Origin of the sequence: Pseudundibacterium arcticum (assembly GCF_042646465.1) — a bacterium.
Lineage (GTDB): Bacteria > Pseudomonadota > Gammaproteobacteria > Burkholderiales > Burkholderiaceae_D > Undibacterium_A > Undibacterium_A arcticum.
This window is the reverse complement of the sequence record NZ_JBHRTP010000032.1, coordinates 22,900-36,953: the sequence shown is the minus strand read 5'-3', so window position 1 is coordinate 36,953 and position 14,054 is coordinate 22,900. Positions and strand designations below refer to the sequence as shown.

The 14,054-nt window shown below is 59.3% G+C and carries 12 protein-coding genes; 9 read left to right on the top strand and 3 right to left on the bottom strand.

Annotated features, from left to right (window positions below):
- Positions 1-150 precede the first annotated feature (150 nt).
- The 8 genes from ACFOFO_RS11030 (at position 151) to ACFOFO_RS10995 (ending at position 9,628) form a co-directional block, all read left to right on the top strand.
- Positions 151-741 carry a glutathione peroxidase gene (locus tag ACFOFO_RS11030; RefSeq protein ID WP_390331542.1) on the top strand — a complete coding sequence of 197 codons (591 nt, stop codon included), beginning with the start codon at positions 151-153 and terminating at the stop codon, positions 739-741.
- A gap of 402 nt (positions 742-1,143) precedes the next feature.
- A complete protein-coding gene (locus tag ACFOFO_RS11025) occupies positions 1,144-2,775 on the top strand; it encodes a methyl-accepting chemotaxis protein (RefSeq protein WP_390331541.1) in 1,632 nt (543 codons plus the stop codon).
- A gap of 62 nt (positions 2,776-2,837) precedes the next feature.
- Complete coding sequence (locus tag ACFOFO_RS11020; protein WP_390331540.1) at positions 2,838-3,299, top strand: chemotaxis protein CheW; 462 nt, start codon at positions 2,838-2,840, stop codon at positions 3,297-3,299.
- Positions 3,299-4,561: a CheR family methyltransferase gene (locus ACFOFO_RS11015; RefSeq protein ID WP_390322147.1), complete on the top strand. Its 1,263-nt coding sequence runs from the start codon at positions 3,299-3,301 to the stop codon at positions 4,559-4,561. The genes ACFOFO_RS11020 and ACFOFO_RS11015 overlap by 1 nt, the downstream gene beginning before the upstream one ends.
- A complete protein-coding gene (locus ACFOFO_RS11010; RefSeq protein WP_390322146.1) occupies positions 4,554-5,261 on the top strand; it encodes a chemotaxis protein CheW in 708 nt (235 codons plus the stop codon). Before ACFOFO_RS11015 ends, ACFOFO_RS11010 begins: the two co-directional genes overlap by 8 nt.
- A complete protein-coding gene (locus tag ACFOFO_RS11005) occupies positions 5,258-7,573 on the top strand; it encodes a hybrid sensor histidine kinase/response regulator (RefSeq protein ID WP_390331539.1) in 2,316 nt (771 codons plus the stop codon). Before ACFOFO_RS11010 ends, ACFOFO_RS11005 begins: the two co-directional genes overlap by 4 nt.
- Entirely contained in the window at positions 7,570-8,580 is a 1,011-nt protein-coding gene (gene cheB / locus ACFOFO_RS11000) for a chemotaxis response regulator protein-glutamate methylesterase (protein WP_390322144.1), read from the top strand. The genes ACFOFO_RS11005 and cheB overlap by 4 nt, the downstream gene beginning before the upstream one ends.
- A gap of 25 nt (positions 8,581-8,605) precedes the next feature.
- Complete coding sequence (locus tag ACFOFO_RS10995) at positions 8,606-9,628, top strand: diguanylate cyclase (RefSeq protein ID WP_390322143.1); 1,023 nt, start codon at positions 8,606-8,608, stop codon at positions 9,626-9,628.
- Positions 9,629-9,757: 129 nt separating this feature from the next.
- On the opposite strand, the gene ACFOFO_RS10990 is transcribed toward ACFOFO_RS10995, so the two are convergent.
- The 3 genes from ACFOFO_RS10990 to ACFOFO_RS10980 form a co-directional block, all read right to left on the bottom strand.
- On the bottom strand, positions 9,758-10,477 hold the full coding sequence (locus ACFOFO_RS10990; RefSeq protein WP_390331538.1) for a PhaM family polyhydroxyalkanoate granule multifunctional regulatory protein: 720 nt from the start codon (positions 10,475-10,477) through the stop codon (positions 9,758-9,760).
- A gap of 104 nt (positions 10,478-10,581) precedes the next feature.
- A complete protein-coding gene (locus tag ACFOFO_RS10985) occupies positions 10,582-11,382 on the bottom strand; it encodes an enoyl-CoA hydratase/isomerase family protein (protein ID WP_390331537.1) in 801 nt (266 codons plus the stop codon).
- Positions 11,383-11,416: 34 nt separating this feature from the next.
- Positions 11,417-12,703, bottom strand: coding sequence for a branched-chain amino acid ABC transporter substrate-binding protein (locus tag ACFOFO_RS10980; RefSeq protein ID WP_390322141.1), 1,287 nt, complete (start codon positions 12,701-12,703; stop codon positions 11,417-11,419).
- Between the two features lie 127 nt (positions 12,704-12,830).
- On the opposite strand from ACFOFO_RS10980, the gene ACFOFO_RS10975 reads away from it, so the two are divergent.
- A complete protein-coding gene (locus ACFOFO_RS10975) occupies positions 12,831-14,027 on the top strand; it encodes a DUF3108 domain-containing protein (RefSeq protein WP_390331536.1) in 1,197 nt (398 codons plus the stop codon).
- Positions 14,028-14,054 lie beyond the last annotated feature (27 nt).

The following is a 14,054-nucleotide window of genomic DNA, read 5'->3' as shown; positions in this document are numbered from 1 at the left end:
ACCCATTGAGCAGGCCCCGCCCATCGCGCACACTGCAACAGCCGGCAACGGCCCAGCATGTCGTCGATGTTGCCGGCAGCACGCCACGGTTTGCCATACAATCAAATCACTATTGAGTCCTCAATTTGATTTGAATCCTGGAGAACCTGTATGTGGAAGCTGATGATGTTGTTGGCGCTGTCGCTCGGCTTGGGCGCCGGCCAGTCCGTTCTGGCGCAAACAGCCGCACCATCACAGACGGACTGCCCAGCAGTTCTGCACTACAGCTTTAACCGCCTGCAGGATGATGTTCCGCAAGATCTTTGCCAGTACGCCGGCAAGGTCGCGCTGGTCGTCAATACCGCCAGCTACTGCGGCTTCACCCATCAGTACCAAGGCTTGGAAGCGCTGCATGCGAAATACAAGCCGAAAGGCCTGGTGGTGCTTGGCTTTCCGTCGAACGATTTTGGCAAGCAGGAGCCCGGCAACAGCAAGGAAATCGCCGATTTTTGCTACAACACCTACGGCGTCAAGTTTCCGATGTTTTCGAAAAGCTCGGTGATCGGCGCCAATGCCAATCCCTTGCATGTCGCCTTGGCCAAGGCCACCGGCAAAATGCCGAAATGGAATTTCCACAAATACCTGATCGACCGCAACGGCAAGATCGTCGGCAGCTATTCCAGCTGGACTGAGCCCAATGACAAGACGCTGGTGGCCGACATCGAAAAGGCGCTGGCGGAGAGCGGCCGGCCGACGCCCTGACCTGCGTGCCAGCGCGCTGATGCCGGCTCCGGTTTGACATCGAACGGCCCGCCCTTGTCGTTCAGTCCTCGTTACCGCTCTGCGCTTCGTCCTCCCAAGAGCGTTGGGCTTCCGCAACTCCCCTCCACGATTAGTCGTCCATACCATCTGAATAAATCCGCAGAGCCAGCATTGGCGAGGATTTGGTAAACAAAATTGTTCAGGGTCGACTATTTACCGCGAGACGGTTAATCGGTTACGCTACGGCACTAAAAACTGTGCGGCCAGCCAGGTATCGACGCTCAATAGCCGGACAACTTGTCCGCATACCGAATTAAAAACAAGTTGTCGGCAAACAAAGTCGGCCCGCCTTTTTGTGAAAAAGCGGGCCTAAGAACGGCAATCTAGGGAGAATCCGAAAACATGAAAAACCGGACAATTAAACAACGGATTCTGGGGAGCTTTGCCGCCATTTTGGCACTCATGGCACTGATGGCAGGAGTCGCCTATATGCGGCTTGCTGCGATCGACGAGGAAACAAATAGCCTCCAGACAGACTCCACGCCGGGGCTGTATTACAGCACGATGATCAACGCAGCATGGCTCGAAAATCATATGTTGATCCAGCAACTGACTGAAATCAACAACAACGAAGACGCTCAAAAACGCGACCTGACGCGGCTGCAACAAAGCGCTGCAAAACTGGATGGATTGGTGCGCGACTACGATGCAACGATTTCCAGAGCCAATGACCGCGCCCTGTTCAACGAATTCAAGAATGCGCGCGCCGAATATGGACGGATTCAGGCAGACATCCTGAAACTGGATACATCCCGGAAAAATGCTGCTGCACACAGCTTATTTGCCGCGCAGCTCAAACCCGCATGGGACACAGGCGATACGTTAATTCAAAAAGTAGTGGGGATGAACAAAGTGTTCGTCGATGACTCCACCCGCAACATTGCCAATTCGGTGACGGCGGCCAAGGCCAGCATGTTGATTACCTTGCTGGTTGCATTGGTCGCTGCGATTGTGTGCGGATATTTCCTGCTGCGTGCGATCACTGTGCCGATGCAGCGGCTGCTGGCCATTCTCGACGTGATGCGTTCGGGCGATTTTTCGCAGCGTCTCAACCTTGGCCGACGCGATGAATTCGGTGCACTGGAGGCGGGCTTCAACCGCATGACCGATGAACTGACGGCGCTGGTCGGGCAGGCGCAGAAATCCTCGATCCAGGTGACCACCTCGGTGACGGAAATTGCCGCAACCTCCAAGCAACAGCAGGCCACCGCGACCGAAACAGCCGCCACCACGACCGAAATCGGTGCGACCTCGCGCGAGATTTTCGCGACTTCACGCGATCTGGTGCGCACCATGAACGAGGTCTCCATGGTGTCCGAGCAAACGGCGACGCTGGCCGGCAGTGGCCAGGCGAGTCTGACGCGGATGGAAGACACCATGCATCACGTGATGGAGGCAGCTGGATCGGTCAACGCCAAGCTGGCCATCCTCAATGAAAAAGCGGGCAACATCAATCAAGTGGTGACCACCATCACCAAGGTCGCCGACCAAACCAATCTGCTATCGCTGAACGCCGCGATCGAGGCTGAAAAAGCGGGCGAATACGGGCGTGGCTTCGCGGTGGTCGCCACCGAAATCCGCCGGCTGGCCGACCAGACGGCGGTGGCGACCTACGACATCGAGCTGATGGTCAAGGAAATCCAGTCGGCGGTGTCGGCCGGCGTGATGGGCATGGACAAGTTCTCGGACCAGGTCCGCCGCGGCATGTCTGAGGTGCACCAGGTAGGCAATCAACTATCGCAGATTATCCAGCAGGTGCAGGCGCTGGCGCCGCGCTTCCAGGTGGTCAATGAGGGCATGCAGGCACAGGCGACCGGCGCCGAACAAATCAACCAGGCACTGGCCCAGTTGAGCGAAGCGGCGCAGCAAACCGTCGAATCGCTGGCGCAGTCGAGCCAGGCCATCGACGAACTGAACCTGGTGTCCAATGGCTTGCGCAACGGCGTGTCACGCTTCAAAGTGCAGCAGGCATAAGGACGGTCGAGGAATTGCGAGAGGACTGACATTTCAGAACTCCCGCCACACGCAAAAAGATCATGCTATTTCTCTTGTTCCAACTCGACAAAGACCGTTACGCACTGGATGCCTGCCAAGTGGCAGAAGTCTTGCCACTGGTTGGCCTCAAGCAAATTCCCGGAGCACCGTCCTGGGTCGCTGGTGCCTTCAGCTACCACGGCACCCCGGTGCCGGTCATCGACCTGAACACGCTGGCGCTCGGCCGTCCCGCGCAACGCCGCCTCGGCACCCGGACGGTGCTGGTGCATTACCCGACTCCAGGCAAGGACCATCACCTACTGGGCATCATCGTTGAAAAGGCGACCGAAACGCTGCGGCGCAACCCTGAGGATTTCACTGCTTACGGTGTCAACAACGACGGTGCGCGCTATCTCGGTCCGGTACTTGACGACCCACGCGGCTTGATCCAATGGATCAAGGTGGGAGATCTGCTACCCGAGCCGGTGCAGGCCTTGCTGTTTCCAACAACAGTGGCAGCCTGATGTCGACCGCCAGATTCGAAGCCTTGCTCAAACACACCATGGGACTGGATGCGGCGTCGATCGGCCCAGCCATGATTGAGCGCGCCGTACGCGAGCGTCTCGCCACCAGCGGCGCCATCGATCTTGATGCCTATTGGCAGCTGGTGCAGACCTCAGATACCGAATTGCAGGCGCTGATTGAGGCCGTGATCGTGCCGGAAACCTGGTTCTTTCGTGACCGCGAAGCCCTGGAGGCACTGGCCCGTTTAGCGTGGCAGCAGTCTCTGCGCACTCAGCCAGAGCGGCCTTTGCGCCTGCTAAGCCTGCCCTGCTCGACCGGCGAGGAGCCTTACTCGATCGCGATGGCCTTGCTCGATGCCGGTCTGCCAGCGGCACGATTCCACATCGATGCGGTCGATATCTGTACGCGTTCGATTGCGACCGCAGAACGCGCCGTCTATGGCAGAAATTCGTTTCGCGGCAAATTGCTGGATTACCGGGCGCGGCACTTCACTCCGATGGGGGACGGCTACGTATTGGCGGACTCGGTACGCCAACAAGTACGGTTCCAACATGGCAATTTGTTTGCACCCGGATTACTGGCCGGCGAAAACGCCTACGATTTTGTGTTCTGCCGTAACGTACTGATTTACTTTGACCGCGCCACGCAAGAGCGCGCCATTCTGGTGCTGGACAAGCTGCTCAGCGCGACTGGATTCCTCTTTGTCGGCCCAGCCGAAGCTGGCCTATTCGTGCGCCAGACCATGATTTCTGCAGGCATACCGCTGGCATTCGCATTTCGCAAGACCCAGGCTGCAACGCCTGACCCGCTACCGTTCAGGCACGCAGCGCAACCCGCGCCGCAACTCGCAGCGATATCGCGCCCCACCCTGGCAATAGCTGCGCCACGGAAGATTCCAGCAAGAGCGCCACTCCAGATGGAGATCCAGACATCGCCCAAGCAACTGGACGAGCCCACGCTCAGCCGAGCCACGCGGCTTGCCAACCAGGGGCAATTGGCCGAGGCTGCCGCCATCTGCCAACAACATCTACAGCAAACCGGGCCTTCCGCAGCCGCGTTTTGCTTGATGGGACTGGTCAGCGATGCTGGCGGCAATCATATTAAGGCGCGCGAGCACTATCGCAAGGCACTCTATCTGGAACCCAATCATCGGGAAACGCTGACGCATCTCGCCGCACTACTGGAGATGCAGGGCGACGCTATCGGAGCCAGGCTGATGAACGAACGCGCCAAGCGCTCGCAGGTAAAAGACTATGGTTGATATAAGCAAACAGTCCGACGGCATGACCACAGCGGGCCACACCAACATCGACGACTGCTGGAATCGGGTCGGCATTCGTGGCAATGGCTCTTGCCCGGAGTTGCGACAACACGTGCATTGCCGCAATTGCCCTACCTACAGCGCGGCGGCGGCGGTCCTGCTCGACCGAATACTGCCGGACGATGATTCAGGCACATGGAATGGCGGCGCTGCCACTATTCATCGCACTGTGACGGCAGACACTGAGTCGGCATTGATTTTCCGGATCGGCGAGGAATGGCTAGCGCTGCCAAGCTACGTGATCAAGGAAGTAGCGGAGTTGCGCAAGATCCACTCGTTACCGCACCAGCGCAATCAAGCCATGTTGGGAATCACCAATATCCGTGGCGCATTGCTAATGTGCGTGTCGCTGACGCAGATGCTGGGCCTGGACGATGCAGTCGACGCACGCCAGACTCAGAATCGCCTGTTGTCACAGCGACTACTGGTGCTAAGCCATCAAGGACATTGCGTCGTATTTCCAGTGGCAGAGGTGTATGGCATACATCGCTTTCCCGTCGCCGATTTAAAGGCGGCTCCCATGACAGTCGCCCGCGCAACGGCGACCTATACGCGAGCAATCGTCGCTTGGCGCGACAAGACAGTCGGCCTGCTCGACGCTGAATTACTGTTTTACACGTTGAACCGGAGCTTCTCATGAATTCCGTCGATCTCAGCCAGGTACCCATGCTCGACCTGTTCCGGCAGGAAGCGGAAACCCAGACACAGGTACTGAATGCCGGCCTGCTCGCACTCGAACGCACACCAACGGCCGCCAAGCCGCTTGAAGCGTGCATGCGTGCAGCACATTCGATCAAGGGCGCGGCACGCATCGTCGGGTTGCCGGCGGGAGTCGATATCGCCCATGCCATGGAAGACTGTTTCGTGTCGGCCCAACAGGGAAACCTGGTGCTTGGACACGAACAGATCGACGCCCTGTTGCACGGGGTAGACCTGCTCTCCCGCGTTGCCAATCCACCTGCTGACGATGCCGCCTGGGCGGACCATGCCGGCAGGGTGGAAATTGATGCCTTTCTGGTAGCGCTGCACAACAGTGCCGTGGATCGAGGCAATGGCCAATCGGGATTGGACAGCGCCTTGGCGGAAAGCTTGCTGATCGAAGCAACGGCTCCAGACGTCGAGGCGCTAGCGGTACACGACACGCTGAAGAGCGAAGACTTCAGACGCGAAGTGCCCGCACGCCACCACGAGAATAGAGAAAGCCCGGACCGAGCGCTGCGCGTCACGGCCGACAACCTGAACCGCTTGCTTAGCCTGTCTGGCGAATCGCTGGTGGAGTCACGCTGGCTCAAGCCGTTCGCCGGATCCATGCTGCGTCTCAAGCGCCTGCAGCGCAACACCGGCCGGTCACTGGATAAGCTACACGAGGAGCTCTCCGATCTAGCGCTGGACGAGCAGGCGCAGACCACGTTGGCCGAGGTGCGTCGTCTGCTTGGCGAATGCCAGCATATGCTCTCGGACCAACTGGCCGAACTCGAAACGTTCGACCGGCGCTCCGTCAATTTATCCCAACGCCTGTACGATGAAGCGCTGGCTTGCCGCATGCGCCCCTTCGCCGATGGGACAGGCGGATACGCACGCATGGTACGCGACCTCGGTCGGTCGCTCGGCAAACAGCTTAGATTTGACATCATCGGCGAAACCACCCAGATTGACCGCGACATTCTGGAAAAGCTGGATGCTCCACTGGGCCATCTGCTGCGTAACGCCGTCGACCACGGCATCGAGAGCCCGCAGCAGCGGGTCGCCGCCGGTAAGCCGGTCGAAGGCACCATTACGCTGGAGGCACGCCACAGCGCCGGCATGTTGCAGATCAATATCGCCGACGACGGTGCGGGCGTCAATCTGGATCAGCTACGCGACACCATCGTGTTACGCAAGCTGGCCAATCACGAGACCGCTTCGCAGCTGAGCGAGGTTGAATTACTCGAATTCCTGTTGTTGCCCAGCTTTACCCTGCGCGACACAGTGACCGAAATCTCCGGACGGGGGGTCGGACTGGACGTCGTCCACAACCTGATCAAACAGGTACGCGGCACGATCCATATCTTCAACCAACCTGGCCATGGAACGCGCTTCCAGTTGCAACTACCGTTGACCTTGTCGGTGATCCGCAGCCTGCTGGTTGCCATCAATGATGAGCCGTATGCGTTTCCGCTGGCCTACGTGAATCGCACACTGGAATTGCGCAGGGAACAGATAGAACTGCTGGAGGGACATCAGCATTTTTCTTTCGAGGGTCGCCAGATCGGTCTGGTCAGCGCGCACCAGATTTTGCAGAGCGGCGAATTCGCGCAGCACGGCGATACTGTCCCGGTGGTGGTCATCGGTGACCACGGTAGTACTTACGGCTTGGTGGTCGACCGCTTCCTCGGCGAGCGCATGCTGGTGGTGCAGCCGCTCGACACCCGACTCGGCAAGATCAAGGACATTGTCGCCGGCGCGCTGATGGAGGATGGAACGCCGGTGCTGATCGTGGATGTCGACGACATGATCCGGTCGGTGGAAAAACTCATCTCCGCCGGCCAGCTCGACAAGGTGCAGCACAGTGCCGCTGCCAGCGATGCTGACCGGCGCAAGCGCGTGCTGGTGGTGGACGACTCGCTGACGGTGCGCGAACTCGAGCGCAAACTGCTCAGCAACCGGGGCTATCACGTCGTGGTCGCCGTCGACGGCATGGATGGCTGGAACGCGTTGCGCAGCGAACCGTTCGATCTCGTCATCACCGACATCGACATGCCGCGGATGGATGGCATCGAATTGGTCACACTCATCAAAAAAGACCCGGGCCTCAAATCACTGCCGGTGATGATCGTCTCCTACAAGGACCGCGAAGAGGACCGGCAACGCGGCTTGGAAGCCGGTGCAGACTATTATTTCGCCAAGGCCAGCTTTCACGATGAGGCCTTGCTGCAAGCGGTGATGGATCTGATCGGTGCGGCCCACGCATGAAGATCGGTATCGTCAACGATCTCCCGATTGCCGTCGAAATGTTGCGCCGGGTGCTTTCCCTGCAGCCGGAACATCAGGTGATCTGGGTCGCAAATGACGGCGAACAAGCTGTCGACCTGTGCGCGTGGCAGACACCAGATCTGGTATTGATGGATTTGGTGATGCCAAGCATGGACGGCGTCGAGGCCACTCGGCGCATCATGAAACAAACCCCTTGTGCGATCCTGATCGTTACCGTGGATGTCGGTGTCAATGCCGGGAGAGTGTACGCTGCGATGGGGCACGGCGCGCTGGATGCAGTCGATACCCCCGCACTGCTGAACGGCGATCTGAATAAAAGTGCCGCACCACTGCTGGCCAAAATCAATGCCATTGGCAAGCTCGTCAGCGCCCTGCCCGGCAAGCTGAATATCGCAAAAAAAACTCCGGCGGTGATGGCTGATGCATCAAGCAGCCTGGTCACAATTGGTGCATCAGCCGGTGGCCCAGCTGCGCTGGCAACTGTGCTGCGTCGGCTTCCTGCAAATTTCCCGGCGGCGGTCGTAGTGATCCAGCATATTGATGCCGCTTTCGCTGCCGGCATGGCCGACTGGCTCAACCAGCAGTCCGCGCTGCCGGTGCGCCTGGCAAAGGAAGGCGACCAGGCAGTAGCAGGAACCGTGCTGGTCGCCGGCACCAACCATCACCTTTTGCTCAAAAGTGCCGACAAGTTCGGCTACGCGCCTGGAGCGGTTGACGATCTGTACCAGCCATCAATCGACGTGCTGTTCCAAAGTGTCGTCCAGTTGTGGCGCGGGAAAGCAGTCGGCGTACTGCTCACGGGCATGGGACGAGACGGTGCAATCGGCCTGAAAGCCATGCGTAACAAGGGCTACCACACGATTGCGCAGGACCGGAAATCCAGCGCGGTGTACGGCATGCCCAAGGCTGCGGCCACACTGGATGCGGCAGTCGACATTTTGCCGGTAGGCCTTATCGCACAGAAACTGATCAGCGTGTTCGCTTGAAACGCGCATAAATGGATAGATAACAATGGAATTCCGCACTCAAAATAGCCTCGACATCGCGTTAAACCTACCGTCAGACGACTATAAAATCATGGTGTTGTTAGTGGACGATCAGGTCATGGTCGGTGAAGCGATCCGTCGCGCGCTGGCCGATCAGCCTAACATTGACTTCCACTACTGCGCTCAGGCCGACGATGCGATCAAACTCGCCGAGCAAACCAAACCGACCGTGATTCTGCAGGATCTGGTGATGCCCGGTGTCGATGGGTTGACGCTGGCACGCCAGTATCGACTCAACCCGGCCACCCGCAACGTCCCGATCATCGTGCTCTCGACCAAGGATGATCCCGCAATCAAGAGCGCCGCGTTCGCTGCCGGCGTGAATGATTATCTGGTCAAGCTGCCCGACAAGATTGAACTGGTGGCCCGCATCCGCTATCACTCCCGCTCCTATATCAACCTGCTGCAACGCGATGCGGCCTACCGCGCACTACGCGAGAGCCAACAAAAACTGCAGGAAAGCAATCTGGAGCTGCAGCGTCTGACCAACACCGATGGACTGACCGGCATTGCCAATCGGCGTTATTTCGATGAATACATGGCCGCTGAATGGCGACGGGCGACACGCGAGCAAACCGAATTATCTGTGCTCTTAATTGACGTCGACAATTTCAAGCTCTACAACGACAGCTATGGTCACGTTGCAGGAGACGAAGTATTAAGGCAGGTTGCGACCACCATCGATGCCAACTCCAGGCGTCCGGCCGATCTCACTGCGCGTTTCGGCGGCGAGGAATTCGCGATAATACTACCGTCCACATCAGCCGGCGGCGTCCGATTGCTGGGTGAAAAAGTACGGCGCGCTGTGGAGGAACTCGTTATACGTCACGCGCAATCGATCAACCGAGACTGGGTGACCGTCAGTATCGGCGGCGCCACTATCGTGCCGCAAGAAGGTGATCTCGCAACACGCCTGATTGAGGCCGCCGACCTGAGCTTGTACAGCGCCAAGCGCTCTGGAAAAAACCGCGTGGTGGTCGCTGAATGACAATTTGAAGCCGCGCCCGCATAAGAAACCAACTGAATTTCGACAATTCAGCCGAAAAAGCCGGTGATGCGATGATGGGACATTGCACGCCGCGCGAGACGGCCTGCAATTCCTAGGAGAGGTGGTCGGTCAGGCTTTGGGGGACACCCGTTTGCTACGTGGCGCAGCCTTGGTCTTGGTGGCAGCCTTCTGTGCCGTGCCAGCCGGCTTGGTCGCAGTCTTGCCGTTGGACGCGGCTTTCTTGTCCGACTTTTCAGGTTTTGGCGCCGCTGTTTCGGACGCCACCGCGTTACTGACCGCCTGCCTGAACTGATCCTGCAACACGTTCCACCACGCCGCCGGATTAACCATCTGCGCATTCAGATCAGGCATGGGGCCCGCCTGTTCCGACTTCTCTTTTGCAGCAGGCTGCTCTGTGTTGCGCGACGTCGCGTCCGATTGCGGTGTTTCAGCGGGCGCCGCAGGCGTCGCTGCCGGGGCCGGGGTCGGGGCCGGCGCGGCAGTCGGAAATGCGAATGCCGAGGAAAACGGTGAAGACATGAAACCTGATTTATCGGTTTCGTCCGGCTTCGCGGTACTACTCAGGGTGACGCTCATTGCCTTGAGCGTGGCAATCGTCGCGCGTTGCACTTCGAGCGCCTGAATCGACCCGCGCAGCATGCTCATGTTCAAATTCAACCATGACTCGACGGCTTTTAGATCCCCGATTTTTTTATCCAGCTCGTCGACCGATACCGTCGGCACCACCACACCGGGGATATTCATGCCTCCCCACAAATTTTTGACGAATTCGAGCGTGTCCGTCATTAAACCGGCGCCGGGCATTTCAGGCATTGAGGGTTGGGTCATGAAAGCCTCCGTTAACAGAATTCTTTAGCGTAGCAGATTTCTTTGCCATGGCAGACAAATTCAGCATAGCTGATACATCATGGTGCTCAAAATTTGCTGTGGTGCTAAAACTGCGGTGGCCGCTTGGCCCGCAGCGAGGCGACGCCTTCCTGTATATCCGGGCCGGAAAAGCCCATGAATTCGAGCGCCAGCGACGCGTCGAAGGTCGGCCCCGCCATGCGCAACCAATTGTTCAACGCATACTTGGTCCAGCGGATCGCGCTCTGCGAGCCATTTGCCAGTTTGGTGGCAATCTCGAAAGCCTTGTCGCGCAATTCATGATCTTCGCAGCACAGCGATACCAGGCCGATGCGCTCCGCCTCTTCACCGCTCACGCTTTCGCACAGCATCAGATAATACTTTGCCTTCGCCATGCCGCACAGCAAGGGCCACACGATTGCGGCGTGATCGCCGGCCGCGACACCGAGGCGGGTATGGCCGTCGATGATGCGCGCCGATTTGGACGCGATCGAAATATCGGCCAGCAGGCCCGCCACCAGGCCGGCGCCGACCGCCGGGCCGTGCATCGCAGAAACAATCGGCTTGCTGCAGTTGATCACGTTATAGACCAGGTCTTTCGCTTCCTTCCAGACCCGGGTACGGACCGCGAAATCGTTCGCCATGTCTTCCACCAGCGACAAGTCGCCGCCGGCGGAAAAACCCTTGCCTTCACCGCGGATGATCGCCACCCTGACGCTCGGGTCGTCGTCGATGGTGCGCCAGATTTCGGCCAGTTCGCGATGCAGATTGTGGTCGGCGGTCGACAACTTGCGGTTGGCCGATTGCGACGCGCCCATCACCACTTCGAGGATGCCGCCGGCATGGTGAGTGAGTTGCAGGGCAGAATATTTCTCGTAAAGACTCATCGTTATCACCCTATCGTGGCTTCATTCTTGCCGCTTATTTAGCCGGCCTGATCATGTTACAGCTGGCCGGCAAGGCCGTGGCGGCGGCCGGCAAATAGCGCTCGGTCTTAAAGCCATAGCCACTGCCCTCGTTATCGAAGCGGATCGCGCCATCGCCGAGCTTCTGCATCACCGACACATACAAGGGCTGGATCAGCTGGTGATCCGCCGCACGCATGCTGGCATCGTGGAAACCGTTGTGAAAACTTGCTCCCTCCAGCGCCTTCGCGACAGCCGCCGCGTCGGTGCTTCTTGCCTTTTCGATCGCGCTCACCAGCATCGCCATCATCACATGCATCCGCATATGAACATAGTCGTCCTTCGCTTGCGGATAGCGCTGCCGGAATGATTGATAGAACAGGTCGCTGCCGGATGTTTGTGCGCCGCCGCCAACGTTCGGGTGCCATTCTGCGACCGCGCGTACCCGGCCGACACCGGCATCGCCGATCGCGGCCGGCGCGCCCAGGCCGTTGCCGTAGAAAGTGTAGAACTTGGCGTTGAGCCCCGCTTCCCGGGCCGCCTTGACCAGCAGGGTCAGATCATTGCCCCAGTTGCCGGTGATCACCGCGTCTGCACCGCTGGCCTTGATCTTCGCAATGTAGGGCGAAAAATCCTTGACCTTGCCGATCGGATGCAAGTCATCGCCGACGATCACGATGTCCGGTCGCTTCGCCGCCAGCTGGGCGCGCGCCGCCTTCGCCACCTGCCGCCCGAAACTGTAATCCTGCCCGATCAGATATATTTTTTTCGAGCGGTCGTCGTCCTTGATGACTTCGGTCAGCGCATTCATCCGCATCTCGGCGTCGGCATCGAAACGGAAGTGCCAGAAGCTGCATTGTTCCCTGGTCAGGGCGGGATCGACCGCCGAATAATTCAGGAACAATACGCGATTGCCCGGCTCGCGCGCATTCTGCTTGTTGACCGCATCGACCAGCGCCAACGCGACCGCCGAGCTGTTGCCCTGCACCACGAACGGAATGTGCTGATCGGTCAGGTGCTTGAATTCCAGCAAGGACTCTTCGACGCCCTGCTTGTTATCGAAAATCGTCAGCTGCAACGGGTGCTTGCCATCGGGCAATTTGACGCCACCACGCGCGTTGATCCGTTCTATCGCCAGTTGCAGATTGCGTTGCACCGCCTCGCCGGCATTGGCAAAGGGGCCGGACATGCCCTCGATCATGCCGACGCGGATCGGCTCGGCGACGCCATTGGCAGCGTCGGCATGGGCTGCCAGCGACAACGACGCAGCACACAGCAGGGCGGGTAACAGACGTTTCAGCATGGCAAAAATCCGGATTATCGTGCTTTTGAAAGGAGCTCATTTTACGCGCTCCCGAGTGGCCGCTAAATCGGCCGCTTCTGGCCGTTCCTTCCGGGCCGGCAGCCAAAACGTTTACACTGGCGCCATGATGGCACTTGCTTCTTTTCAATCTGATCGGCCGACCTCAAAGCGCTGGATTATCCTGCTGTGCGCAGTGGCGCTGCTGCATCTGCTGGTGATCGGCTGGGCCGGTGGCCATATCGGCATGCCGGTGCAGCGCCAGGCGCCGCCGAAACCGAATCCGAATATCATCATGGCCCAGTTGCACCAGTCGCAAGCGATGGCGCAGCCGCCGGCAGCAAGGCCTGCACCGCCACCGCCACCCGAACCGGCGGTCAAGCCGGCGCCCAAACCGCGCCCGCGCGCGCCGGTGCCGGCGCCTGACATCGCAGCACCAACCCGGCCCAGCGACAGCATGCCGAACCACGACATGGCGTCAACCTCTGCCGCCGGCCTGGAAGTGCCCGGCACCAGTGTCGAACCGGCATCCGAAGTGCCGCTCGCCGACGCCAGTGTCCAAGCTGTCAAACCGGCGGCGATCGCCGCGCCGGCGGTCGACCAGGTCAACACCGACGGCGCCGAAAACAGCGCCGCCGCTGTGCCGGCGGCGCCCGGACCAAAGCGCTACCGGTCCAGCCCGCCGCCATCGGCCGAGCTGAAATACGATGTCCAGGCGCTACGCGAAGGCAACAAGGTGTTTGGCAGCGGCAAGATCAACTGGCAATCCGACGGCGAGCATTTCCGGATTGATGGCGAGGCTGGCGTGCTGTTCTTTACCGTATTCAATTTCAGCAGCGAAGGCACGGTTGGCGGCAACGGGATCGAACCGGTGCTGTATACCGAGAAGCGTTTTCGCAAATCGGCCACCAATACCCACTTTCATCGCGAGCGCAATACGATCAGTTTTTCGGCTTCCACCAAAAGCTATCCGCGCCAGGGCGGCGAACAGGACCGCGCCAGCATCATCTGGCAGCTAGCCGGTATCGGCCGCGCCGACGCCAGCGTGTTCGCGCCGGGTGCCGAGATCGATCTGTTTGTCGCCGGTGCACGCGACGGCCAGGTCTGGCGCATCCAAGTGGTCGGCCAGGAACAGATCGAGACCGGGACCGGCAAGACCGTCGCCTGGCATGTGACGCGCGCGCCCGACCCCGGCTCCTACGACAAGAGCATCGATATCTGGCTGGCACCGCAACAGGACTGGTATCCGGTCAAATTGCGCGAGACTGACAAGAATGGCGACTATCTCGATTTATCGCTGTCCAGCCTGAACCCCGGCCAGCCCTGACTGCGCATCGCCACCCTTTTACCGAAT

What these genes read in the sequence shown, in the direction of transcription:
- ACFOFO_RS10995 (WP_390322143.1), top strand. Translation starts at nt 8,606, where the DNA reads ATGGAATTCCGCACTCAAAATAGCCTCGACATCGCGTTAAACCTACCG.
- ACFOFO_RS11015 (WP_390322147.1), top strand. Translation starts at nt 3,299, where the DNA reads ATGTCGACCGCCAGATTCGAAGCCTTGCTCAAACACACCATGGGACTG.
- ACFOFO_RS10990 (WP_390331538.1), bottom strand. Translation starts at nt 10,477, where the DNA reads ATGACCCAACCCTCAATGCCTGAAATGCCCGGCGCCGGTTTAATGACG.
- ACFOFO_RS11030 (WP_390331542.1), top strand. Translation starts at nt 151, where the DNA reads ATGTGGAAGCTGATGATGTTGTTGGCGCTGTCGCTCGGCTTGGGCGCC.
- ACFOFO_RS11025 (WP_390331541.1), top strand. Translation starts at nt 1,144, where the DNA reads ATGAAAAACCGGACAATTAAACAACGGATTCTGGGGAGCTTTGCCGCC.
- ACFOFO_RS10975 (WP_390331536.1), top strand. Translation starts at nt 12,831, where the DNA reads ATGGCACTTGCTTCTTTTCAATCTGATCGGCCGACCTCAAAGCGCTGG.
- ACFOFO_RS10980 (WP_390322141.1), bottom strand. Translation starts at nt 12,703, where the DNA reads ATGCTGAAACGTCTGTTACCCGCCCTGCTGTGTGCTGCGTCGTTGTCG.
- ACFOFO_RS11005 (WP_390331539.1), top strand. Translation starts at nt 5,258, where the DNA reads ATGAATTCCGTCGATCTCAGCCAGGTACCCATGCTCGACCTGTTCCGG.
- ACFOFO_RS11020 (WP_390331540.1), top strand. Translation starts at nt 2,838, where the DNA reads ATGCTATTTCTCTTGTTCCAACTCGACAAAGACCGTTACGCACTGGAT.
- cheB (WP_390322144.1), top strand. Translation starts at nt 7,570, where the DNA reads ATGAAGATCGGTATCGTCAACGATCTCCCGATTGCCGTCGAAATGTTG.
- ACFOFO_RS10985 (WP_390331537.1), bottom strand. Translation starts at nt 11,382, where the DNA reads ATGAGTCTTTACGAGAAATATTCTGCCCTGCAACTCACTCACCATGCC.
- ACFOFO_RS11010 (WP_390322146.1), top strand. Translation starts at nt 4,554, where the DNA reads ATGGTTGATATAAGCAAACAGTCCGACGGCATGACCACAGCGGGCCAC.